Source organism: uncultured Pelagimonas sp. (assembly GCF_947498515.1).
GTDB lineage: Bacteria > Pseudomonadota > Alphaproteobacteria > Rhodobacterales > Rhodobacteraceae > Pelagimonas.
The window spans coordinates 138,640-161,207 of record NZ_CANMKO010000003.1 but is presented as its reverse complement, the minus strand read 5'-3'; the positions used below and the strand labels follow the sequence as shown (position 1 = coordinate 161,207).

Annotated in this window: 19 protein-coding genes; 8 read left to right on the top strand and 11 right to left on the bottom strand. The window is 55.8% G+C overall.

Going from position 1 to position 22,568, the window contains the following annotated elements; all coding sequences use genetic code 11:
• Positions 1–74 precede the first annotated feature (74 nt).
• From Q1A43_RS07215 to typA, 3 genes are all read left to right on the top strand, one after another.
• Positions 75–1,616, top strand: a complete 1,542-nt coding sequence (locus Q1A43_RS07215) for a trimethylamine methyltransferase family protein (RefSeq protein WP_299933800.1) — start codon at positions 75–77, stop codon at positions 1,614–1,616.
• Between the two features lie 56 nt (positions 1,617–1,672).
• Positions 1,673–2,002, top strand: coding sequence for an SMR family transporter (locus Q1A43_RS07210; RefSeq protein ID WP_299921619.1), 330 nt, complete (start codon positions 1,673–1,675; stop codon positions 2,000–2,002).
• 127 nt (positions 2,003–2,129) lie between these two features.
• Positions 2,130–3,944 (top strand): translational GTPase TypA, encoded by a 1,815-nt coding sequence (gene typA / locus Q1A43_RS07205; protein WP_299921617.1) that lies wholly within the window; start codon positions 2,130–2,132, stop codon positions 3,942–3,944.
• Between the two features lie 36 nt (positions 3,945–3,980).
• Here the strand turns inward: typA and Q1A43_RS07200 are convergent, their stop codons facing one another.
• The 6 genes from Q1A43_RS07200 to recA all read right to left on the bottom strand — a co-directional run bounded on the left by Q1A43_RS07200 (position 3,981) and on the right by recA (position 10,259).
• Positions 3,981–4,283: a hypothetical protein gene (locus tag Q1A43_RS07200; protein ID WP_299933798.1), complete on the bottom strand. Its 303-nt coding sequence runs from the start codon at positions 4,281–4,283 to the stop codon at positions 3,981–3,983.
• Between the two features lie 147 nt (positions 4,284–4,430).
• Positions 4,431–4,700, bottom strand: coding sequence for a hypothetical protein (locus Q1A43_RS07195; RefSeq protein WP_299921613.1), 270 nt, complete (start codon positions 4,698–4,700; stop codon positions 4,431–4,433).
• A 469-nt stretch (positions 4,701–5,169) separates the two neighbouring features.
• The gene (locus tag Q1A43_RS07190; protein ID WP_299921611.1) at positions 5,170–5,457 is read right to left on the bottom strand and encodes a DUF1330 domain-containing protein; all 288 of its coding nucleotides are present in this window, start codon (positions 5,455–5,457) and stop codon (positions 5,170–5,172) included.
• Between the two features lie 3 nt (positions 5,458–5,460).
• Positions 5,461–8,136: an alanine--tRNA ligase gene (alaS, locus tag Q1A43_RS07185; protein ID WP_299934233.1), complete on the bottom strand. Its 2,676-nt coding sequence runs from the start codon at positions 8,134–8,136 to the stop codon at positions 5,461–5,463.
• Between the two features lie 77 nt (positions 8,137–8,213).
• A complete protein-coding gene (locus Q1A43_RS07180; RefSeq protein ID WP_299921609.1) occupies positions 8,214–9,110 on the bottom strand; it encodes a helix-turn-helix domain-containing GNAT family N-acetyltransferase in 897 nt (298 codons plus the stop codon).
• Between the two features lie 84 nt (positions 9,111–9,194).
• On the bottom strand, positions 9,195–10,259 hold the full coding sequence (gene recA, locus Q1A43_RS07175; protein WP_299933796.1) for a recombinase RecA: 1,065 nt from the start codon (positions 10,257–10,259) through the stop codon (positions 9,195–9,197).
• 172 nt (positions 10,260–10,431) lie between these two features.
• Here recA and Q1A43_RS07170 point away from each other — a divergent pair, with 172 nt between their 5' ends.
• Positions 10,432–11,025: a gamma-glutamyl kinase gene (locus Q1A43_RS07170; RefSeq protein ID WP_299921702.1), complete on the top strand. Its 594-nt coding sequence runs from the start codon at positions 10,432–10,434 to the stop codon at positions 11,023–11,025.
• Here the strand turns inward: Q1A43_RS07170 and Q1A43_RS07165 are convergent, their stop codons facing one another.
• From Q1A43_RS07165 to Q1A43_RS07150, 4 genes are all read right to left on the bottom strand, one after another.
• On the bottom strand, positions 11,026–13,212 hold the full coding sequence (locus Q1A43_RS07165) for an ATP-binding protein (protein WP_299934232.1): 2,187 nt from the start codon (positions 13,210–13,212) through the stop codon (positions 11,026–11,028).
• A gap of 218 nt (positions 13,213–13,430) precedes the next feature.
• A complete protein-coding gene (locus Q1A43_RS07160) occupies positions 13,431–14,582 on the bottom strand; it encodes an RsmB/NOP family class I SAM-dependent RNA methyltransferase (protein ID WP_299933794.1) in 1,152 nt (383 codons plus the stop codon).
• A gap of 305 nt (positions 14,583–14,887) precedes the next feature.
• Positions 14,888–15,745 carry a hypothetical protein gene (locus Q1A43_RS07155; protein WP_299933792.1) on the bottom strand — a complete coding sequence of 286 codons (858 nt, stop codon included), beginning with the start codon at positions 15,743–15,745 and terminating at the stop codon, positions 14,888–14,890.
• Complete coding sequence (locus tag Q1A43_RS07150; RefSeq protein ID WP_299933790.1) at positions 15,742–16,875, bottom strand: DNA cytosine methyltransferase; 1,134 nt, start codon at positions 16,873–16,875, stop codon at positions 15,742–15,744. The genes Q1A43_RS07155 and Q1A43_RS07150 overlap by 4 nt, the downstream gene beginning before the upstream one ends.
• A gap of 149 nt (positions 16,876–17,024) precedes the next feature.
• Between Q1A43_RS07150 and Q1A43_RS07145 the strand changes: the two genes are divergently transcribed.
• Positions 17,025–18,389 carry an MATE family efflux transporter gene (locus Q1A43_RS07145; RefSeq protein ID WP_299933788.1) on the top strand — a complete coding sequence of 455 codons (1,365 nt, stop codon included), beginning with the start codon at positions 17,025–17,027 and terminating at the stop codon, positions 18,387–18,389.
• Between the two features lie 40 nt (positions 18,390–18,429).
• The gene (locus Q1A43_RS07140) at positions 18,430–19,068 is read left to right on the top strand and encodes an MSMEG_1061 family FMN-dependent PPOX-type flavoprotein (protein WP_299933786.1); all 639 of its coding nucleotides are present in this window, start codon (positions 18,430–18,432) and stop codon (positions 19,066–19,068) included.
• Positions 19,069–19,120: 52 nt separating this feature from the next.
• On the opposite strand, the gene guaB is transcribed toward Q1A43_RS07140, so the two are convergent.
• Entirely contained in the window at positions 19,121–20,566 is a 1,446-nt protein-coding gene (guaB, locus tag Q1A43_RS07135; protein WP_299921595.1) for an IMP dehydrogenase, read from the bottom strand.
• A gap of 288 nt (positions 20,567–20,854) precedes the next feature.
• On the opposite strand from guaB, the gene Q1A43_RS07130 reads away from it, so the two are divergent.
• Together Q1A43_RS07130 and Q1A43_RS07125 are read left to right on the top strand one after the other, a co-directional pair.
• On the top strand, positions 20,855–22,003 hold the full coding sequence (locus tag Q1A43_RS07130) for a CoA transferase (RefSeq protein WP_299933784.1): 1,149 nt from the start codon (positions 20,855–20,857) through the stop codon (positions 22,001–22,003).
• Positions 22,000–22,512 (top strand): N-acetyltransferase, encoded by a 513-nt coding sequence (locus tag Q1A43_RS07125; RefSeq protein WP_299933782.1) that lies wholly within the window; start codon positions 22,000–22,002, stop codon positions 22,510–22,512. Before Q1A43_RS07130 ends, Q1A43_RS07125 begins: the two co-directional genes overlap by 4 nt.
• The last annotated feature ends 56 nt before the right edge of the window (positions 22,513–22,568 follow it).

The window sequence follows — 22,568 nt, the reverse complement described above, 5'->3', positions numbered from 1 at the left end:
CGGCCGCGCCGCACGCGGGCGTCCAGTTTAGGCAACGCGCCTATCCCTCCAAACTCCATATTCAGGATTCTCCTATGACGTCTATGCCCCGCCGCGCCAGCGGACGGTCCGGAGGACGTGCGGCCCGTGTCGCCGCCCGCGCCGCCGCCCTCACCCAAGATCAACGCCCTATTCGCCCCGGCATGAGCGGTGGCCAATACCGCCCTCTGAGCGATCGGCAAATGGTGCAAATCCATGAGACGGCCTTGCAAGCTCTCGAAGAGATCGGCCTTGCGGATGCGCCGCAATCTGGCATCGACGCGATGGTTGCTGTTGGTGCGACTTATGGCGATGATGGCCGGGTTCGTTTTCCTCGATCATTGGTCGAAGATACGCTGGCAAAAGCCTGTAAAGACCTGACTTTGTTTAGCCGGGACGGTCAACACGATCTCGATTTAGGCGGGACCAGGGTCCATTATGGCACTGCCGGGGCCGCCGTCCATATGGTGGATTTGGACGGCTCAAACTATCGCGACAGCACCCTACAAGACCTGCATGATGCGGCGCGCATAGCCGATACCTTGGACAATATCCACTTTGTTCAGCGCCCCATGGTCGCCCGAGACATCACCAACAACCTGCATATGGATCTTAACACCATTTACGCCTGCTGTTCGGGCACAACCAAGCATATCGGCACCTCTTTCTCTGATCCCTCTCACGTGCAAGACGGGCTTGAGATGCTTTATATGATTGCCGGAGGGGAAGAGAAGTTTCGAGCCCGCCCGTTTGTGTCCAATACCAACTGTTTCGTGGTGCCGCCGCTCAAGTTCGCCACCGAAAGCTGCGAAGCGATGGAGCAATGCATCCGCGGCGGTGTGCCCGTTTTGCTCTTGGCCGCTTGTATGGCCGGGGCCACCGCGCCTTCGACAATCGCCGGGGCGATTGCCCAAACCGTGGCCGAATGTCTGGCCGGGCTGATCTATGTCAACGCCATCAAACCCGGTCACCCGGCGATCTTTGGCACCTGGCCCTTTGGGCTTGATCTGCGCACTGGGGCGATGTCGGTCGGTTCGGGTGAGCAGGCATTGCTTTCGGCGGGTTGCGCGCAGATGCACCAGTACTACGGCCTGCCCGGCGGCGCGGCGGCTGGGGCCTCGGATAGCAAACTGCCCGACATGCAGGCAGGATGGGAGCAGATGTGTTCCAACGTCATGGCGGGTCTCTCTGGCCTTAACATGGTCTACGAAGCCGCTGGGATGCATGCCTCGTTGCTTGGTTTCTGTCACGAAAGCCTGATCCTTGGTGATGACCTGATTGGTCAGGCCATGCGCTGTGTGCGCGGGATCGAGGTTGACGAAGAAACCCTTGCGCTTGATCAGATGCGCGATGTTTGCCTAACCGGTCCGGGTCACTATCTTGGCACCGACGCGACATTGGGCCGGATGCAAAAGGATCATGTCTATCCCAATCTGGGCGACCGCACCTCACCCAAAGAATGGGAAGAGCGCGAGAAACCCGATTTGCTCGTTAACGCGGTGGCGCGCAAAGAGGCCATTCTCGCCACGCCATCGCAAGCGCGATTTGACCCGGCATTAGATGCCGCCTTGCGTATGCGCTTTACCATCCATCTCTAAGATCGGTAGGGTGGGGTTCAACCCCACCTTCCCCTCGCCTTCTTGTTGGATGCCCGATGCCTTACCTGATCCTTGCGCTTGCCATTCTGGCCGAAACCATCGGCACCACCGCATTGCAAGCCAGTCAACAATTTACCAAACCCCTGCCCGCTTTGATTACGGTAATTGGCTACGGCGCGGCCTTCTATCTCTTGTCGATCGCGCTCAAGACCTTCCCGGTTGGGATTGCCTATGCGATGTGGTCCGGACTTGGCATTGTCTTGATCGCAGCGATAGGATTTGTGGTTTTTGGGCAAAAGCTCGATCTGCCGGCGGTGATCGGCATGGGCTTTATCATTGTCGGGATCGCCGTTATTAACCTGTTTTCCAATTCTGCCACTCACTGATCCCGCATCATCCCGCCGAAAAAGGCGCTATTTCGCGACAACTCATCAAAGCCTCTGGCCTTTTGGGTCTAGGCCCGTTACGGGCTGCGCAACTCTCGAATATTCTTGCGAACAAGGCGGCCCTCTCATGGACATGCGCAACATTGCGATCATCGCGCACGTTGACCACGGCAAAACGACACTGGTTGACGAGCTACTGAAACAATCGGGCGCGTTTCGTGCCAACCAAGCCGTGGCTGAACGGGCCATGGATAGCAACGATCTCGAACGCGAACGTGGCATCACCATTTTCGCCAAACCGACATCGGTGGAATGGAAAGACACGCGGATCAACATCGTTGATACCCCCGGCCACGCCGATTTCGGCGGGGAAGTCGAACGTATCCTGTCGATGGTTGACGGTGTTGTTCTTCTGGTCGACGCGGCCGAAGGCCCGATGCCCCAGACCAAATTCGTGACCTCCAAGGCGCTGGCGCTTGGCCTGCGTCCTATCGTTGTGGTCAACAAGGTCGACAAACCCGATGGCGAACCTGATCGCGCTCTGGACGAAGTCTTTGATCTCTTCACGGGCCTAGACGCCGATGACGATCAGCTCGACTTCCCACATATGTATGCCTCGGGCCGCGCAGGCTGGGCCGATCACGAACTTGACGGCCCGCGCAAAGATTTGAGCGCGCTGTTTGACCTAATCGTCAATCACGTCCCTGCCCCCAAGCAGATTGCCCATCAAGACGAAGATTTCCGCATGCTGGCGACCACACTGGGCGCTGACGCCTTTGTGGGCCGCACGTTGACTGGTCGTGTTGAAAGCGGTCGCATCAAGGTTGGTGCCTCGGTTCAAGCGATTTCGCGCATCGGTCAAAAGATCGAAAACTTCCGCGTCACCAAAATTCAGGCCTTCCGTGGCTTGCAAAACCAAGACATCGAAGAAGCCGCAGCTGGTGACATCGTTACTCTGGCGGGCATGTCCAAGGCCACCGTTGCCGACACCATCTGTGCGCTGGCTGTAGACGAGCCGCTCGACGCCCAGCCGATTGACCCGCCCACCATCACCGTAACCTTTGGCATCAACGACAGCCCGCTGGCTGGTCGCGATGGTAAAAAGGTTCAGTCGCGGGTGATCCGTGACCGTCTCTACAAAGAGGCCGAAAGCAACGTTGCGATCAAAATCGCCGACACCCCCGGTGGCGAAGCCTTTGAAGTTTCGGGCCGTGGTGAACTCCAGATGGGTGTTTTGATCGAAAACATGCGCCGCGAGGGTTTTGAGCTTTCTATCTCGCGCCCACAGGTGATTATGCGCGAAGAAAACGGCGTGCGCATGGAGCCGGTCGAAGAAGCCACCATTGACGTGGATGACGAATATTCCGGCGCGGTGATCGAAAAGCTGACCGGCACACGCAAGGGTGAGCTGGTTGAGATGCGTCAAAACGGTGGTAAGACCCGCATCGTGGCCCATGTGCCATCGCGTGGCCTTATCGGGTACCACGGTGAATTCCTCACTGATACGCGCGGGACTGGTGTTTTGAACCGGGTCTTCCACGGCTGGACCGAACACAAAGGCAGCATCCCAGGCCGTCGTGCAGGTGTTCTTATTTCGATGGAAAACGGCGACGCCGTTGCCTATGCGCTTTGGAACCTCGAAGATCGCGGTAAGATGATGATCGGGGCGCAGGCCAAGGTTTATCAGGGCATGATCATCGGCGAACACAGCCGTGAGAACGATCTTGAGGTCAACCCGCTCAAAGGTAAGAAACTGACCAACGTTCGTGCCTCGGGTACCGATGAAGCGGTGCGTTTGACCACACCGATCACGCTGAGCCTTGAAGAGGCGATTGCCTATATCAACGACGACGAACTTGTTGAAGTGACGCCAAACGCAGTGCGGCTTCGCAAGCGCTACCTTGATCCGCATGAACGCAAGCGGATGGCGAAAAAAGACTAAACAGATAAAAGCCCCGGATATTCCGGGGCTTTTTCTTTAGGAGACGCAAAAGGCAGAGAAGCGCACCTGCCCGGTCTCATCCGGTGGTTGCACGACAAGATTGGCAACATGTTCGCCCGCACCGCTGCACAAAGCCCCATTCGGGTTTCCATTCAGCTCAAGCTGGCTCCAGCCCGCACCGGCGGTGCCTTGAACAAAATCACCCTCTCGCGTGACTGAAATATCGCTCAATGATCGCGCTGAAGACAGCTCAGATGGCGCGGCCTCTTGTTTCTGACCCAGACCACCACAGGCGCTCAACGCTCCACAGGCGACAAAAACAACCCCAAGCTTGCGCATTTCAATTCCCCATTTTTGCAAAATACATAAGCCGGGTAGACCGCAGGAGCGTGGTTTGCAAGGTTTCTCCAAAAGCAAAGAGGCGCAGGGTGGCAGTCCCTGCGCCTCTCTCTTGGATCAAAAGACCCTATTCTCTAAAGGTCAGCCTTAGTTACAAGGAGCCTTGCGCGCCACATAGTGACCCGCGGATTTCATGTGCTTGCTCTCTTTGTAAACAGCAGGGTAATGGATCTTGACCATCTGACCGTTGCGGTATTCCCACTCAGTGTGAGCCGCCATGATCAGCGTTTTCGACGTGCTATAAGTCGCCGGAACCCAGATCTTGTTGTAGCACGCTACAACGTTGCCTTCCCATGCGAATGCAGGTGCAGCCAGAGTCGATGCCGCCAAAATTGCGACTGCAAGAACCTTTTTCATAGTCTTTCTCCCAAGAAAAAATTAAAGGTGCTGAAAGTCTAGCCAAGATGCCAAGGAAGGCGCGACAGGAATTCCATACTTGCCTGCTTAAAAACCGGGTTTCGTACCAAAAACCACGACTTTAGCGTGAATCTGTGCCTGCCAAGCCATAATCAAACGCTTTTATCCACAGCTTCGACCGCCACAAATTTTTCCAATTCGGAAACATTTCCTGACAACGAAAAATTCGTCGCCAAAATGGAAACAATAAACCTGCATTTTCCCGAATCACTGGCGCTGAAAAGCGTCGATTTCTGCCATGGCGGGAGATTGCCAAATCAAACTCATCGTCGGCGGAAGGTGGCCATATGCTGGTGGGTACCTTGGGCTACCAGCAATATCTGGCCGATTTTCACTCCAACGGGCGGCTTGTTCCCTAGCCGCCCGTTTGGATTTTTCAGGTGTAAAACGCGACTAAGGCGCGCCTCAATCACTCGGTGATTTCGACCACCAAAAGCTCTCGCTCAGACGCGCCACGCGCGTGGCTTAGTGCCTCTTGATAGGCATCTGAATGATAGCATTCCTCGGCGGCTTCGACGCTTGGGAACCGCGCCACAACATTGCGGGGGCGTTCTTTGCCCTCAAGCTGAACATAGCGGCCGCCGCGGGCAATAAACGATCCGCCATGCGCGGCAATTGCCGGCCCGGCAAGTTCGGCATATTTGCCATAGGCTTCGGTATCTGTGACGGTCACATGAGCGATCCAAAGTGCGGGCATGTCTTATCCTCCGATGGCGGCTTCTGCCGCTTTGATTGCTGCGTCGGCATTGGCCACATCTTTGGCCCCACCCTGCGCCATGTCCGGACGACCACCGCCGCCCTTACCACCAAGCTCAACCACGGCAGCCTTGACCAGGTCAACCGCCGACACTTTGCCTGTCATGTCCTCGGTCACACCAGCCGCGACAGCCGCCTTGCCGCCCGCATCCGCGATCAGCAACACAGCACCAGAGCCGATACGGGATTTGTGTTCGTCGATCAGCGCTGGCAGGTCTTTGCCGCTCACACCGGTCAAAACCTGCGCAACAAATGCGACCCCATTGACATCACGAGGCTCGGCACCGCCGCCCTGCCCGGCCCCACCGGCCATGGCAAGTTCCCGCCGAAGCTGGGCGACTTCGTTCGCCAAGGCTTTGCGTTCGTCCATGAGGGCTTTGACCCGCGCCGGAACCTCGGCCACTGGTGCTTTGAGTTCACCCGCGACGGTATTCAAGGCTGCGGATTGATCCGCTAGATAGTCCATAGCCGCTTGTCCGGTCAGGGCTTCGATCCGACGCACACCGGCCGAAGAAGCGCTATCGCCCAGCGAAACAAAGGCCCCAATGTCGCCGGTCTGGCGCACATGGGTGCCACCACACAATTCCAACGAATAGGTCGCCCCGTCGCTGCCCTTGCCCGATCCGGCCAATTGACCCATCGACACAACACGAACTTCGTCACCGTATTTTTCGCCAAACAAGGCCTGTGCGCCAATGGCACGGGCATCATCGGGCGTCATGATCCGGGTGCTAACCGCGCCGTTTTGACGGATATAGGCGTTCACCTCGGCCTCAACCTTTGACAACTCCTCAGCGCTCAGCGCTTTGCCGTGGCTAAAGTCGAACCGCAATCGATCCGGCGCATTAAGCGAGCCGCGCTGTGCCACGTGATCACCAAGCGCGTTGCGCAAAGCTTCGTGCAACAGGTGCGTCGCCGAGTGATTGGCGCGAATGGTGCTGCGGCGGGTGTGATCAACCTCAAGCTCAACTGCCTCTCCTGTGGCCAATGTCCCTTTGGACACCACCACCTTGTGGGCAAAGATTTTGCCGTCAGCGAACTTGCGGGTGTCGGAAACCGTTGCCGCATCATCGCGGTTTTCAAGACGGCGGATCACGCCCTCATCGCCAACCTGACCACCACTTTCGGCGTAAAAGGGCGTTTGGTTGGTCACAACCCAACCTTCGGCACCTTCGCCCAAAGTGTCGACCTTTTTGCCATCGGACACCAAGGCCAAAACCTGACCCTCGGCTTTTTCTGTGTCATAGCCCAAGAAATCAGTGGCCTCGGCCCCATCGAGCACGTCAAACCAAACCGCGTTGTCCGCCGCATCGCCCGAACCGGACCACGCCGCGCGCGCCTTGGCTTTTTGCTCTTCCATGGCGGCGTCAAACCCATCGGTATCCACCTCGCGGCCCTTTTCACGCAGGGCGTCTTGGGTCAAATCGAGCGGGAAACCATAGGTGTCATAAAGCTTAAACGCCGCCGCACCGGGCAATTGCGCGCCTTCGTCAAGCCCGTCGAGTTCGTCATCGAGAAGTTTCAGGCCGCGGTCCAAGGTCTGTTTGAAACGGGTTTCTTCAAGCAACAATGTCTCTTCGATCATCGCCTGCGCCTGGCCCAATTCGGGATAGGCTTGCCCCATCTGGCCAACCAACGCCGGAACCAACTGGTGCATCACCGGATCTTTGGCCCCAAGCAGATGCGCGTGACGCATGGCGCGGCGCATAATGCGGCGTAATACATAGCCACGGCCATCGTTGGACGGCATCACACCATCGGCAATCAGGAACGAGGTCGAACGCAAATGGTCAGCAATCACGCGATGATGGACGTTTTTGTCACCATAGGGATCAACCGACGTGGCATTGGCCGAGGCTTCGATCAGGGTTTTGAACAGATCGGTGTCATAGTTATCATGGCTGCCTTGCAACAGCGCGCCGATCCGTTCCAACCCCATGCCGGTGTCGATCGACTGCATGTCGAGCGCCTTCATCGAGCCGTCTTCGAACTGCTCGTTCTGCATGAAAACAACGTTCCAGATTTCGATAAACCGGTCGCCATCTTCTTCGGGTGAGCCGGGAGGGCCGCCCCAAATATGATCGCCGTGATCATAGAAAATCTCGGTGCAAGGACCACACGGGCCGGTTGGCCCCATTTGCCAGAAGTTGTCAGAGGTCGCGATCCGAATGATCCGATCCTCTGGCACACCCATCTTTTTCCAAATCTCAAAAGCTTCGTCATCGGTGTGATAAACGGTGGTATAGAGCTTGTCCTTGGGGATGCCATATTCTTTGGTGATCAGCTCCCAAGCGAATGGAATGGCCTCTTCCTTGAAATAATCCCCAAAGGAAAAGTTGCCGAGCATCTCGAAAAACGTGTGGTGGCGCGCGGTATAGCCGACGTTATCTAGGTCATTGTGCTTGCCCCCCGCCCGCACACATTTCTGGGCGGTGGTGGCGCGTTGGTAGTCACGGGTTTCAACCCCTGTAAACAGGTTCTTAAACTGAACCATACCCGAGTTGACGAACATCAACGTCGGGTCATTGCGCGGAACCAGCGGGCTGGAATCAACGATCTCATGCCCCTGTTTTGCGAAATAGTTCAAAAAGGTCGACCGGATGTCGTTCAGCGTCGCCATGATAATGCGTCCCACAGATAGGTATTTTCCCGAAGATGTACCCGCCTGCCCCGGCACTGTCCATGGGGCAAGGCGGTTCAACCGATTGAGGAGGCTGAGCCAAGGCGTTTTTCAAAGAAAAACTCGGCATATGGGTTGTCATTGTAGCGTGGAATGTCTTGCCAACCGTCATTGCGATATAGCGAAAGCGCAGCGGTCAATTTGCCGTTTGTATCAAGTCGCAGACGCGTCATTCCCAAACTCCGGGCATGATCTTCGATTTGGAACATCAACTGCTTTGCAAGGCCCAAACCGCGCGCCGAAGGAGACACCCACATACGCTTGACCTCGCCCATGCCATCGCTTTGCCCTTTGAGAGCGCAGCAGCCGATGGGCAACCCATCGGACATCGCCAGCAAAAAGACCCCCTTGGGCGTGCGAAGGCTTTCGGCTTCGGGGTCGCCAGAAGTCTGCCTGTCAAACGTCACGCCCAGAATTTCCGACAATTCATCGCAATAAGCCTGAACACAGGTTTGAATTCTCAGGTCATCAGGATCGGCAATTAAGATTTCAATTTGATCCCGCCCTAAAACCGTCGCCACCAAATCCATCGCTTGCAAAAGGTGTTCGGTGTTTGAATACCTGCTCAACACACCCTTTGCGGATTGATCGGAAAGGGTTTCATATTGTTCAAAGGCCGCCTGCCCGGCCTTGGTCAACTGTGCCACTTTTCGGCGCGCATCGGTCTGAGACGGGCCCGTTTCAATAAGCCCTTCGCCTTCCAAGCCGCGCAACAACCGGCTCATCAAACCGGAATCAAGTCCGAGATAATCGCGCAGCGCGCCGACATCATTTTTCCCATGTCCGATCGCGTTAAGAACACGCGCCGTCCCCAAGGGACGCCCAAGCCCCAAAAAGGAGTGATCCAATGCGCCGGTTTGCGTCGTAACGGCCCGGGACAGGCGGCGAAATCGGGAAATATCAGTCAAAGTCATATTACCTGACTTAAGTCAGATAAGTGTGTTGTGCAAGAAAAAAGCGCCCAAAGTTCGGGCGCTTTTCGTGTTGTTTAATGCGGATCAGTCTTCAACCAGATCCGGGTCATCCTTGGGCATATCAAACTCTAGCCCATGAGCAGCCCGTATTTTGTCTTCGATCTCGTAGGAAATACGAGAGTTTTCGCGCAGATAGTTTTTGGCATTTTCACGCCCCTGCCCGATCCGCTCATCCCCATAGGAATACCAAGCCCCGGATTTTTCTACGACACCCGCTTTGACACCTAGGTCAAGGAGCTCGCCCATTTTCGAAATTCCTTCGCCATACATGATGTCGAATTCAACCTGCTTGAAGGGCGGTGCTACCTTGTTTTTCACCACTTTAACGCGGGTTTGGTTGCCAACAACTTCGTCACGATCTTTGATCGCACCAATGCGCCGAATGTCCAAGCGAACCGAGCTGTAGAATTTCAGCGCATTGCCGCCAGTGGTCGTTTCAGGCGAGCCAAACATAACGCCAATCTTCATCCGAATCTGGTTGATGAAAATCACCATACAATTGGACCGGCTGATCGAGCCGGTCAATTTACGCATGGCTTGGCTCATCAACCGGGCTTGCACACCCACGTTGCTATCACCCATGTCACCTTCGAGTTCCGATTTCGGCGTCAGGGCCGCTACCGAGTCGACGACAACCATGCTCACCGCACCGGAACGCACCAATGTGTCTACGATCTCAAGAGATTGCTCGCCTGTATCGGGCTGCGAAATCAGCAGCTCATCAAGGTCAACGCCCAGTTTCTTAGCATACTGAGGGTCAAGCGCGTGCTCAGCATCGACAAAGGCGCAAACACCACCTTTTTTCTGCTCTTCTGCGATGCAGTGCAGGGTCAGCGTTGTTTTACCCGAGCTTTCCGGCCCGTAAATTTCAACGATCCGCCCTTTGGGCAAACCACCAATGCCAAGCGCAATATCCAACCCCAGCGACCCTGTTGATGTCGCCTCGATCTCTTGGATTGCGTTGCCATCGCCGAGTTTCATAATCGATCCCTTACCGAACTGACGTTCGATTTGGGCCAAGGCGCTATCAAGCGCCTTTTGTTTATCCGCGTTTTTCTTATCCATTGTCAGGAGATCTGCCGTTGCCATTTGTTCCAACCCTTATCCCATAGGCCGCGTGGCGCGGCAATTGGCTGTTTTGTTCTCATATTGTTCTTAACCTTAATGAGATCAAAACGAGAACACTGCAAGTAAAATCTTTCCTTTCACAGGTTGGCGCAGGATGGTTAAAGGAAAGTTAGGAAAACAGGGGCGATTGGCGATGTTGGTGTTCTGGAAGCAAAAATTGGTGTTCTTAGCGGTCCCCAAGACGGGGACTTCGGCTTATGAGGCGGCGCTAACTCCGATCGCATCGATGGTTGTCAACGATCCGCCCGAACTCAAACACGCCCCCGTTTACCGCTACAATCGATTCTTTCGTCCAATGTTTGAAAAAGTCGGTGCCGAGAACATGGAGTTGCTGGCCGTGATCCGCGAACCGATTAGCTGGCTCGGCTCTTGGTATCGCTACCGCCAACGCCCCTTTCTAGATGGACGCCCGACCTCGACCAAAGGGATTAGTTTCGACGAATTCTGTGACGCATATGCCAAGGGCGACCGCCCACCATTTGCCAATGTCGGCAGTCAATCCAAGTTCATCGAACCCCGCCCCAATGGCGTATCTGTTACCCATTTGTTCAAATATGAAAACCAAGCTGGGCTGATCGGTTTTCTCGAAGATCGGCTTGGAGTTGCCTTGGAATTGCCGCGCACCAATGTCTCACCGCAGCGTGACTTGGGCCTGTGCGAGGAAACCGAGGCGAAGGTTCGCCGTAAATGCGCCGAGGATTTCTCTGTTTGGGAGCGTGCAACCTAATTAATGAAACTGGTCGTGAACGGTTTCCGTCAACTCGGACAATGAAAAGGGTTTGGGCAGGAAAACCGAGTTTGGAATTTCCTGGCTGCCTTCTCCAAACGCATCTTCAGCGTATCCCGACACAAACACCACCCGAGTTTCCGGACGATCATTCAGAGCAATTCGGACCCATGTCGGCCCATCCATGCCCGGCATCACAACATCGGTCACAAAGACATCCACGGCCAGCGATTCATCTTCCAGGAGTTTCAGCGCCTCTTCTGCGGTCTCGGCCTCAATGACCGTATAACCGCGCAGTCGCAAAGCACGGGCAGCAAAGGCCCGTACCGGGGCTTCGTCTTCGACCAAAAGAACAACACCGGATCCTTTTTGCGGAAGCTTTTTGGCCTCTTCCTTCTTGGGTTGAGGCGCAACCTCAATTCCGGCTTCGTGAGCTGGGAACAACAGGGTAAAACACGTGCCCTGCCCCACCACACTATCAACAAAAATATAGCCACCGGTCTGTTTGACGATACCGTAAACCGTCGACAGCCCAAGCCCGGTACCTTCACCGGTGCGTTTGGTTGTGAAAAACGGTTCAAACACTTTCTGGAGTTTGTCCTGCGGGATACCCGACCCTGCATCATTGACGCGCACCGACACATAGGTGCCGGGTGGCACAACTGCGCGATCACGTTGCAGCGGTTCACGCAAAACGCGGCGCTCAGTTTCAATGGCGATTTCGCCTCCGTCAACCATCGCATCACGGGCGTTAACAACAAGGTTCATCATCACCTGCTCAAGCTGACGACGATCCCCACGTACCGCTGGCAAAACCGGATCATGATGCAGGTTCAGCTGAACTTTCTCTCCCACCAAACGGTTGAGCAAATGCGCCAGATCAGACAGCGTGTCCCGCAAATCCAAAATTTCAGGTTGCATGGTTTGCTTACGAGAAAAAGCCAAAAGCTGGCCAACCAGTGCCGCAGCACGATTGGCGTTTTGATTGATCTGAACCAAGTCGCCATAGTCAGGGTCACCCTGATCATGACGTAACAACAGCAGGTCACAATGGCCGGAAATCGCAGTCAGTAAGTTATTGAAATCATGGGCAACACCGCCCGCCAATTGGCCAATCGCCTGCATTTTCTGACTTTGCACGAATTGTGCTTCGAGTGTTTTGAGCTCGGTTGCATCGTTAAGAACCGCGACCAAAACCGGTTCACCATCTTCAACAACACGGTTCAATGTGACCTGTACAAAGACTTCTTGGTCAGCCCGCGTAAGGCGGAGGAATTCCGAGCGATGGAGCCCCTTTCCTGAGGCGGCTTCCTGCAACCAGTCGGTCAGCGCACGCCCCAACCCTTCCATGTATTCCGTCAAGTTGCCGGGTTCACCTTGTCCGAGGTCCAGCATACGGCGGGCTTCGGGATTGGCGCGTAGAACTTTGCCATCCGGCGCAACCTTGATGAGAGGCACCGGCAAGCTGTCAAAGCTCCCTGCATTATCGGAACGCTCTTCTTCTTCTACGATAGGCGAAAGGGTCAATTCCATCCGCCCCGCACCGGCCTCAAGACATTGGACCAACACCCGTTTGGTACCTGTCTCGGTTTTCATTTCATGGACGCCGCCTGGACGTAGCGGCAAATCCTCAAAAACATCATCCAAGCGCTTAGCCCGGTGCCCCATCAGCTCCCGAGCAGGCGCATTCATGAACAAAACGGCCCCGTTGCGGCCTAGTGTCATAACCGCGGCGTCCCCGCGCGCCTGCTGGCTGCCATGGGCTGCATCAGGCTCAAGGCGCCACAATACGAGCCCCGGAGGCACACTGCGCACGTGAATGCGAAAGCCTTCAGAATGGCTCGTGATGTCTTCGGTGGCAGCCCCATTGGCCTGCACCTTGTGGTAAAGCCGGTACACAACACCTTCGGAGCTGGCAAATACATCGCGCAGAACATCCGCCAAAGGCGCCCCAATATCGGTTGTAAACCGTTCGCGCGCCGAGAAATTAGCGTGTTTGAGATTGCCCTCGAGATCACAGACAAAACAAAAAACCGGTTCCTCTTCAACCAGTTCGATCAGCATGTTCACTTGCCGTGTTTTGCGGGCCCGTCGCAGCAAATCATAACAAAACCACCCAATTGACATGGCCCCAAGTGCGCCCGCCCCAGCCAGTAGGGCGGCGTTAAAGGCCGGTGGAAGTGACATGAATAAAACACAGAGAACGCAAAACACCGCAAGTGTTGCCAGCAACAAGCTGCCGCCGCGCGGAGTAACCATAAAGGGACGATGCCCGTCATTCTGAGCTGCAATAGCCAAATTTCAGCCCCTATCCGCCGATTCGTTCACAGGGATAACATCCCCTCGTCGTTAATTACCGGTTAACCCTCACCACAAAACAACCATAGGTAGCATGAGAAATAAACTCAACTCTTTTCGAAAACCGCGCAGAAAAACCCATCTCCGCCGTCACTTGGCAAGAATTGCCGCGACGTGAGGAGAGACCATTCACCATGGCGTGTTAGGAATGCAGCGACTTGATCAGAGTTTTCCGCCGGGATCACCGAACACGTCGCATAAGCCAGCTTGCCAACGGGCCCGACAAGCGTCTGAGTTGTATCCAAAATTTCGCTCTGCACAGACACCAAATCTTGCAAATCAGACGGTGAAAACCGCCATTTCCCCTCTGGCGACCGACGCCATGCACCGGACCCAGAACAAGGAACATCACAAAGGACCAAATCATAAGGCCCGTTTGGCTTGGTGATTGGGGTGACCAGCGCCCCGGCCCGCGTAGCGCGTGCTGGCAAATCCTTCATTCGTCGCGGATCGGCATCATGAGCGTCGATTTTTCCGGCCATTTGGGCCGCCATCGCCAGGCTCTTGCCGCCTCCGCCCGCGCAATAGTCCAAAACCCGCAAGCCGGGTTCCAAGGGCAGCATATCGACCACCGCCTGAGAGGCGGCGTCCTGAAGCTCAACCTGCCCCGTGAGGTAAGCTTGCGATTGGGCCACCTTGCGCGCGCCGTCGGTGACCAGCAAGCAAGTCGGAGATAGATCATGGGGAGCCGTTTCAATACCCTCTTCCGCTAACAGGCGTTGAGCCGTTTCTCGATCCGCTTTCAACGTGTTAACGCGCAAAAACACCGGAGCGCGATTGCGGAGCGCATGAGCAGTTGCCTCGGCCTCGGGTCCCAAACCGTCTTGAAAAACGTCCCCCAACCAATCAGGCAAATCCCAGGCTTCAAACCCCTCCGGTTGGCGCTCGGATTGTTGCTCTGCCTCCGACAGAGGGGCCGGTCCATGGCCTTGTCCGGCAAACATCGCCTCTACATCCGCCCCGGTTTCGCGCAACAACCCAAGAATGCGGGCCCGTCCTGTCTCTGCGCCGCCCAAAGCCGCTGTACTGCGCCATTTGCGCAGACAGTCAAAGACATGATCGCGCACCGCTCGGCGGTCCTTGCTTCCGGCAAAACGCGAGTTGCGCGCCCAATTGGTCAGCGCTTTTTCGGCGGCGACGCCTTCACCAATACGATCAAGAATGTCAGCGGCGGCTTGCAGGCGGGCGGCGGGTGTCATGGGGACCTCATGAATTGCGTTCCCCCGCCATATGCGAGCCAACGCCACAGGAGCAAGCGCAAAGCGATTTTGGCCACCAACGACCGTGGGCCGGGCAGCAAAAACCGATTTACTTCTGGGCTAATATGGCGGCCGCCAATTGCGGATCGGTTGCGGGGTGCCAATCCCGTCCCTTTTTCGGTCAATGACCGCTGTGCCGTTTCAGATCGCGATCCGCAAGTGGCGCGGGAATGATCCTATTGTCCTGGTTAACCGGTGTCGACAATCCGTTAAAGCCGTTAAACAACCCTTGCATAAGCGCCCGGTTAGGCGCGGCGGATCGGTGTCAAATCTGATTGCTTCAATACATCCAAGCCGCGCCGAATGGTCGTTTTGCGCACGGTATCGGCCCCTTGATGCGCGACTTCGATCTCAACCTGATGCACCTCGTCGGCCTGACCGCCGAAACAGGCATTCATCGCCTCAAGTATACCCACATCCTCAAGTTGGTTCAGACGGGGGCGCGAATTATTGCGCGGACTGGGAACCGTCGCCGGAAACAAATAGATACATGGCGGCGGCAAACGGTAATGCCCGACCTCTGTGAGGCGATCGGGGGAAAGGGACAATTTCGGACAGGGTCGCGCCGCCGTGCCACAGATCCAATCCCAGACCACCAACCCGTCGATCCGTTGATTGCGATCAATCATCTCGGCGCTCAACCGGGTGTGAATACCGGACCAGACATTGTGGCGCGGATCGGCCCCCGGATTGGAACAGACTGACCAAATCACAAACTCATCCGCATGGGGCGGGCGTTCGAAAATATTGGTATTGTTACCGTCCAAACAACCCTTGAGCTCAATAATCGCGGTGCGATCATTGTTGAGCGTCACCGCGTAATCATGTCGGTTCGCCTCTCCGGCGCTGGCCCAATCCTTGATGAAACCGCCAAACCGCATGTGGTCCAAAACCTGGGCCACGAAGCCACGCTTTTCCTTCATCGAGGCGGAATACTGACCACGAATACGCTCAATGGCCCCGCGAAACAGGCCGGATTGGTAAAAATCCTGCTCGTCCAACCCATGATCACCAAGCAAATGCGCCTCACGCTTTAGGACCTCGGCAAATTCAACGATTTTGAGCCGCAGCTCGGCGTTTTTCTCGCAGGGAATTTCGCTCATGCGGTCTGGCCCTGCGTCGCCGGGATTATCTGTTCAAAAAGATGCTTGGTCAGGTGGCGAACGACCGGCACAGCAACGCCGTCACCGGTAAGATGATAGGCCTCATTGTACCGCTCAGGCAGCTGAAAGGTTTCCGGAAGGCCCATCAACCGCGCGGTTTCACGAGTCGAGATGAGACGCGAGCGGATGCTGTCGTTTTCGACGACCATAATAAGTTGACGCGATGACCCGCCTGCCGGGGTTCGCAAACATCCAGCAATTTCATCAAAACGAATTTCGGCGCGTTGTACCTTGATCCCATGTTCAACGCGGGTGCGTTTGTAGATGGTCCCCACCATACGCACACCCGATGCCTTAGCGGTTTCAACCTTGGCAAGATTGACCTCCGACATCATCGACAAAAGCGTGCGGGTCTCGGATTTGTTGTGCCATTTGGTTGACTTGGGCTGATCCTCAACCAAATCAGCAAACCGCAAAACCCGTTGCGGTGGCTGCGGCATGTCCCACCATTGCCAGTGTTTTTGAACAGCTTTCGGCAAAGCGTCATAAGCGTTGCAAAGGGCCTTATTGTGCCATGGCTCCTGTGGAGCCGTGGCCGTAACCCCCTTTGGCAAGGGCAAATCATTGCGCATCGCCACGATGATGAGCCGCGGACGTGATTGCGGCACAAAAAGCGCCGCATCCATAACCAAGGCCCCAAAACGATAGCCCAAGTCGCGCAACGCCCGGCAGATGGCGGTAAAATCCTTGCCCTTGTGAGAGGTCAGCGTTCCCAAGACATTTTCCAGCGCAATCACCGCTGGAGCGCGGTTTTCATCCCTCAAAGTCTGGATATGATGCACAAAGGGCCAAAATGTGCCCGATCGCGCGCCCTTTAGGCCACCGCCCATCCCCGCCAATGACAGGTCCTGACAAGGGAAACTGCCCCAGATCAGGTCGGGCTGACCCGGCATATCATCCGGCCCAAGGTTGCGTATATCATCGACAATGAGATGCTCCGCACCCCAGTTTCGCGCATAAGACGCCCCTTTCTTTGCATCAAAGTCATTGGCCAACAAACACGTCCAGCCGGTCCCAAGACCAGCGCGCGCCATGCCGCCTCCTGCAAAGAACTCGTAGAATCTGCGCAACTGCCTCTCCTTTTGCCCTCTTAGACCATGCGGATCAGAACGGAGCAAGAACGTATCGTAACCCTAGGTCGACGGGAAAAATCGATATTCCACATGGACTTTCTCGGGTAAATTTGTCATTTTTTGTTAAATCATCAAAGTGAGCCCCCATGTCCGAGCAAACGGCCTCTGCGCCGCCCCCGTCCCGTGCCCAGATTTTTACGCTCGCTTGGCCCTTGGGACTAAAGGCGGTGATGGTTCACGGGGTGATTGCCATTGACGCCTTTCTTGTCGCGCCTTTGGGTGAAAAAGCCCTCGCGGCCATGGGGCTTGCCGGGGCAATCGGCGGGCTTTTGCTCGGCTTTCAATTTGCCTTTTCCACCGCCAGCCAAATCCGCATCGCTCAAGCCTTTGGATCGGGAGAAAAGGTTCCTCTGAAAACAGGGTTTTACGTCGGGTTGTTGATCAACCTTTTTCTCGCGTTGGCTGGGATTGCCCTGGTATTGGTCTTTGGCGACTTTATTCTAAACACGTTTGCCCATACCCCATGGATCGCACAACAGGCGCAATCATACTTGATGGTGTTCTTATGGATGGTGGTGTTTGAAGCCTTTGGCCACGCTTTTACCAGCCATTTTAATGGGACCGGCGAAACCAAAATGGCCTTTTACAGCCAGCTTATTTCGATCCCGATTAATGTGTGCGTTAGCATCGTGTTGATCCATGGATTATATGGAATGCCCGCTTTGGGGGTGACCGGGGCCGCGCTTGGCACTGCGGCGGGATCTTTGGCGCGCGTTGCCTTTCTGGCGCAACGGTTTTGGTCAAAAACCGGGGCTTATCTAGATGTGGTTGGTTGGCGCAACGACAGTTTTGTCGAAGCCACCCGCCGCCACATGCGCTTTGCTCTCCCGATTGCAGCGACGTTTTCGAGCGTCACAGTCACAAACTCGGTCTGTTCTTTTCTCTTTGCCAAAATGAGCGTCAACGCCTTTGCCGCGATGACGGTGATCATGCCTTGGATTCATATGGCTGGGGTCTTTTCCATCGCCTGGGCTCAGGCAACTGGCATCATTGTGGCACAGCTTTTGGGCCGCCATACCTCGCCTGGGGATTTGGATATTTTCCTAAGTCGCGCGTGGCGTGTGTCTTTTGCCGCAAGTGGAATTGTCTCTCTTACCTATTTGGGCGTGTGCCTGGCCTCGGGTTGGATCTATGCCGAACTCCAAGAAGAAACACGCGCCGCGTTGTGGAGCTTTCTACCGGTGCTGTTACTGCTTCCCTTTCCCAAAGGGTCCAATGCCATCTGCGGCAACACCCTGCGCGCTGGCGGCGATACGGTCTATGTGATGAACATTTTCTTGTCATCACAATGGTTGTTCCGCATTCCATTGACTGCGCTGTTCATCCTGTACTGGGACCTGTCTGTAACTTGGGTTTTCGCCCTATTTTTGGGCGAAGAGTTGGTGAAATTTCCACTATTCCATTGGCGTCTCTTTCAAAAAAGATGGCAGGCCGGCGGCCTCTCGGAATAATTCCTAAATCGTGTTAGAATTACACTTTTAGGAGTTTGACATGGCAGTTTTTGAACAAAACGTTGACTTACACATTCAGTCGAGCACGCAACTGCGTCAGATTGTGGAGATGCCGTCACTCGTAACCAACAACAAAGTTATCGACCATATTGACCCATTGGCAGGCCGCTTTATTGCCGCCTCGCCGTTGATGATCCTGAGCACCAAACGCGCAGATGGCGGGCTGGATCAGACGCCACGCGGTGATCCAAGCGGCTTTGTCAAAGTGGTGGACCGCAATACCCTCGCCCTGCCCGACCGTCCCGGCAACAACCGAATGGATGCGATCGAGAATATACTGGCGACGGGCGAGGTAGGGCTTTTGTTTCTGATCCCCGGACATGGCGATACACTAAGGATCAGCGGCAAAGCCGCCGTGGTGCAAGATGCGCAATTGTCGGAAGACCTAGCTGTGAATGGACGGCCTTCCGGGTTGGTTGTTTTGATCCGGGTAGAACGGGTGTTAAGCCACTGCCCAAAGGCGTTTATTCGTTCGAAGGCTTGGCAGCCCGATGACTGGCCAGACACATCAGACGTCCCGAGCCTTGCCGAGATGTTACAGGTCCACGGGGCTTTGGCCGACAGTCTCGCTGATCTTGACGCTTTGATCGAGACGTCAAACACAGACGAGTTGTATTAAAGCAAAACGGCGCACCCGTTAGGCGCGCCGCGTGTCTTGATTGTTGGGGGGGTTAACCCACCCGGTAATTCGGGCTTTCACGGGTGATTTGCACGTCATGGACGTGGCTTTCCTTGAGCCCTGCCCCGGTGATTTTCACAAATGTGCAATCATTGCGCATCGAGGCCACGGTTGGGCATCCGGTATAGCCCATGGCCGCGCGCAAACCGCCAACCAGCTGATGGATCACCGTGCCAGCGGGACCTTTGTAAGGCACCTGACCTTCGATCCCTTCGGGGACCAATTTGTCACTGGCCGCGTCCTTTTGGAAATAGCGATCGGCAGAGCCGCGCGCCATGGCGCCGAGGCTGCCCATACCGCGATAGGCCTTGAACGAGCGGCCCTGATACAGAATTACTTCGCCAGGGGATTCATCGGTGCCTGCGATCATGCTTCCGACCATGGCGCACGAGGCCCCGGCGGCAATCGCCTTGGCGAAATCACCCGAGAACTTGATGCCGCCATCGGCGATGACGGGCACATCACCTGCCGCTGAGGCGCAATCATCAATGGCCGTTAGCTGAGGCACACCAACACCGGCAACCATCCGTGTCGTACAGATCGAGCCAGGCCCAATGCCGACCTTGACCGCATCCGCCCCGGCATCAATCAGCGCCTTGGTGGCGTCGCCAGTGGCGACGTTCCCGGCGATGACCTGAACGTCATATTTGGCTTTGACGCGTTTGACCGCCTCCAAAACCCCTTCGGAATGACCATGCGCGGTGTCGATCACCACAATATCAACCCCGGCATCGATTAGCATTTCGGAACGGGCAAACCCGCTATCGCCAACCGACGACGCCGCCGCCACCCGCAACCGGCCTAGATCATCTTTACAGGCCGTTGGGTTGAGCACCGCCATTTCGGTGTCTTTCAATGTCAACAATCCGGTCAATTTTCCGGTTGCATCGTGGACCAATAGTTTTTCGATACGGCGCGCCCGCATCAGGCTTTTGGCCTCTTCAAGATCAGCAGGCTCTTGCAGCATGGCAAGGTTGTCCGAGGTCATCATGGCGTGCACTGGCACGTCATCGCTTTGGGCAAAGCGCATGTCGCGGTTGGTCAGAATGCCCATGACGCGACCATCGGCGTCAACAACCGGGAAACCGGTAAAGTTATAGCGTTCAACCAAGGCCTTGGCCTCGGCCAGTGTTTGATCAACGGTCAAGGTCACCGGGTTATACACAATGCCAGATTCAAAGCGTTTGACCCGGCGCACTTCGCGCGATTGTTCTTCGGCGTTCAGGTTCTTGTGAATAACCCCGATGCCACCGGCCTGCGCCATGGTGATGGCCATGCGGGCCTCGGTCACGGTGTCCATCGCAGAGCTAAGCAACGGGATGTTCATGGCAATGGATTGGGTCACTTGCGTGCGCGTATCCGCAGTGCTGGGCAGCACGCTGGAGGCGTTGGGAACAAGCAAAACATCGTCGAAGGTCAGGGCCTCGCGAATCTCCATGGGGGTACTCCTTGGGCAGATATCGGTTGGCACGTCCCTATTGCATGGGATGGCCCCGGTGGAAAGAGGGAAAGCAATGGAAGGTGGTGTTTCATGTCGCGACCTTCGCCTGCGGCGGCTGGGTCGCGGGGGCCTGCCCCCTCTCGATCAGACAAATCAAATCACCCCCGACGTTTTCTAGGCGAAATGAAATAGGGGCGGCAATGTTTTGCCTGTTTTACAAATGGTGGTTGATTGGCCCGATTGTGAAGCGCATTCAAAAAGGGGGAATGTGCAAGGAGACTGGTGATGAGCGCACCTTTGGCAGGTTTCGTTATTCTGGATTTGACCCATGTGTTGGCCGGACCCTATTGCACCATGACACTGGCCGATCTGGGCGCAGAGGTGATCAAGGTCGAACAACCCCGTACAGGGGATGACACCCGCGCCTTTCCGCCCTTTAAGGATGGGAAATCAGCCTATTTTGCCACGATCAATCACGGCAAAAAATCCATCGCTTTGGATTTGAAGGATGCCGATGACCGAGTGATTTTTGAGCAATTGGTGGCGCGGGCGGATGTCTTGGTTGAAAACTTTCGCCCCGGTGTGATGGAGCGTTTGGGTTATGGTTGGGACGATCTGCATGCGGCCTATCCGCGGTTGGTTTACGGAGCGGTAAGCGGGTTTGGCCACACAGGACCAGACGCCAAACGCCCCGCCTATGACATGGTGGTGCAAGCACGCGGTGGCGTGATGTCGATCACTGGCGAAAAGGATCGTGACCCGGTTCGGGTTGGGGCCTCGATTGGGGATATCGTCGCCGGTATGTTTTTGGCTCAGGGGGTCTTGGCAGCCTTGTTGGATCGCGATCGGCTTGGCAAGGGGCGCAAAATCGATGTCGCGATGTTGGACAGTCAGTTGGCCCTTTTGGAACATGCGGTGGCGATGACCTCGGTCAATGGCAAAGCCCCAGGTCCATCGGGCGCACGCCATCCGTCCATCACCCCGTTTGAGACCTTTCATGCCAGTGACGGCTTATTTGTAATCGCGGCGGGCAACGACCGGCTGTTCGAAAAGCTTTGCGTCGCGCTGCAACTCCCCTTGTCGGACGATCCGCGTTTTTCGACCAACCCAGCACGGTGTGAGAATGCCCGCCTTTTGAAACGGTTGATTGAGGCCATCACATTAGGGGACACCCGCGCCGGTTGGATCGCCAAGCTCACGGCGGCAGGCATTCCCACCGGTCCCATTCAAAACGTGGCAGAAGTGCTTAAAGATCCACAGCTTCTTGCGCGAAACATGGTTGTGGATGTGCTCGACAAAAGCGGTCGGGCGGCCTTTACCGCCGCTGGCAATCCGATCAAGATGACTGACAATCCTGACCCGCCGACCCGCGGGCCCGCCCCGGACTTAGATGGCAACCGGGGTGACATTCTCCGATGGTTGGACGACACATGACATTGCGGTCGGCGCGGGCCACTGATGCATCGGCCTTGGCGGCGCTAGCGATTGAGGTTTGGGTACACACATATCTGCGCGAAGGGGTATCATCTTTCTTTGCCGATTTTGTTTTGAAAACCTATACACCGCAATATTTTATCGATGCTCTTCAAGACCCAAACGAAACCCTTGTCGTATCGCAAAACAAAGTCGGTATTGATGGGTTTGTGCGGGTATCGCAAAACCGACCCGCCCCAGTGCTCGGGTGTGGGACGGTGGAAATCAGCTCACTCTATGTGCAACCCCGCCATCATGGTCGCGGCATAGGTCACGCCCTTTTGCAGGCCGCATTGGACAAGGCCAAGCGATTGCAAACCCCAGACTTGTGGCTGGCGACCAATGCCGAAAATCACCCGGCAATCCGGTTTTACCTTGCCAATGGGTTTGAGCAGGTCGGCGAAACCACCTTTTGCATCAAAGGCGAGGCCTACCCAAATGTCGTGTTTTGCATCACTTTGAACGCCTAAACCCAATTAGTTGGTGCCAATGACGCCTTTAGACACGCTGAGGTCGTGCATCTGCT

Bases quoted from the DNA above. Each gene is read 5' to 3' on its own strand.
- Q1A43_RS07145 (WP_299933788.1), top strand. From the start codon at position 17,025: ATGTCCGAGCAAACGGCCTCTGCGCCGCCCCCGTCCCGTGCCCAGATT.
- Q1A43_RS07125 (WP_299933782.1), top strand. From the start codon at position 22,000: ATGACATTGCGGTCGGCGCGGGCCACTGATGCATCGGCCTTGGCGGCG.
- alaS (WP_299934233.1), bottom strand. From the start codon at position 8,136: ATGGCGACGCTGAACGACATCCGGTCGACCTTTTTGAACTATTTCGCA.
- Q1A43_RS07215 (WP_299933800.1), top strand. From the start codon at position 75: ATGACGTCTATGCCCCGCCGCGCCAGCGGACGGTCCGGAGGACGTGCG.
- recA (WP_299933796.1), bottom strand. From the start codon at position 10,259: ATGGCAACGGCAGATCTCCTGACAATGGATAAGAAAAACGCGGATAAA.
- Q1A43_RS07180 (WP_299921609.1), bottom strand. From the start codon at position 9,110: ATGACTTTGACTGATATTTCCCGATTTCGCCGCCTGTCCCGGGCCGTT.
- Q1A43_RS07160 (WP_299933794.1), bottom strand. From the start codon at position 14,582: ATGACACCCGCCGCCCGCCTGCAAGCCGCCGCTGACATTCTTGATCGT.
- Q1A43_RS07210 (WP_299921619.1), top strand. From the start codon at position 1,673: ATGCCTTACCTGATCCTTGCGCTTGCCATTCTGGCCGAAACCATCGGC.
- Q1A43_RS07155 (WP_299933792.1), bottom strand. From the start codon at position 15,745: ATGAGCGAAATTCCCTGCGAGAAAAACGCCGAGCTGCGGCTCAAAATC.
- Q1A43_RS07170 (WP_299921702.1), top strand. From the start codon at position 10,432: ATGTTGGTGTTCTGGAAGCAAAAATTGGTGTTCTTAGCGGTCCCCAAG.
- Q1A43_RS07195 (WP_299921613.1), bottom strand. From the start codon at position 4,700: ATGAAAAAGGTTCTTGCAGTCGCAATTTTGGCGGCATCGACTCTGGCT.
- typA (WP_299921617.1), top strand. From the start codon at position 2,130: ATGGACATGCGCAACATTGCGATCATCGCGCACGTTGACCACGGCAAA.
- Q1A43_RS07130 (WP_299933784.1), top strand. From the start codon at position 20,855: ATGAGCGCACCTTTGGCAGGTTTCGTTATTCTGGATTTGACCCATGTG.
- Q1A43_RS07165 (WP_299934232.1), bottom strand. From the start codon at position 13,212: ATGTCACTTCCACCGGCCTTTAACGCCGCCCTACTGGCTGGGGCGGGC.
- guaB (WP_299921595.1), bottom strand. From the start codon at position 20,566: ATGGAGATTCGCGAGGCCCTGACCTTCGACGATGTTTTGCTTGTTCCC.
- Q1A43_RS07140 (WP_299933786.1), top strand. From the start codon at position 18,430: ATGGCAGTTTTTGAACAAAACGTTGACTTACACATTCAGTCGAGCACG.
- Q1A43_RS07190 (WP_299921611.1), bottom strand. From the start codon at position 5,457: ATGCCCGCACTTTGGATCGCTCATGTGACCGTCACAGATACCGAAGCC.
- Q1A43_RS07200 (WP_299933798.1), bottom strand. From the start codon at position 4,283: ATGCGCAAGCTTGGGGTTGTTTTTGTCGCCTGTGGAGCGTTGAGCGCC.